The 237-nt window shown below is 55.7% G+C and carries 1 protein-coding gene; it reads right to left on the bottom strand.

The window, feature by feature from the left end; genetic code table 11:
• Positions 1 to 237: PTS transporter subunit EIIC (locus SB765_RS33655; RefSeq protein ID WP_410933039.1), on the bottom strand; the 237-nt coding region annotated here is incomplete at both ends.

Below are 237 nucleotides of genomic sequence, written 5' to 3'. Positions count from 1 at the left end.
GTAGGCCAGATCAGCGCCAGCAATACTCCAATCAGTGGCAGACAGACCACGGTCACAATCGGCACAAAACGCCGTCCGCCAAAGAAGCTCATCGCGGTAGGTAATTGCTGGGTATAAAAGCGATTGTGCAGCGCCACCGTTACCAGTCCGGCAATCACCCCGCCCAGTACGCTCATGTTGTAGGTAAAGACGCCCAGCATGTTGATATATTCCGCCGAGGTCATCATGGCGGAGGCC

The organism is Pseudomonas sp. SIMBA_067 (genome assembly GCF_046534675.1).
GTDB lineage: Bacteria > Pseudomonadota > Gammaproteobacteria > Pseudomonadales > Pseudomonadaceae > Aquipseudomonas > Aquipseudomonas putida.
This window is presented reverse-complemented; position numbering and strand designations above follow the sequence as displayed.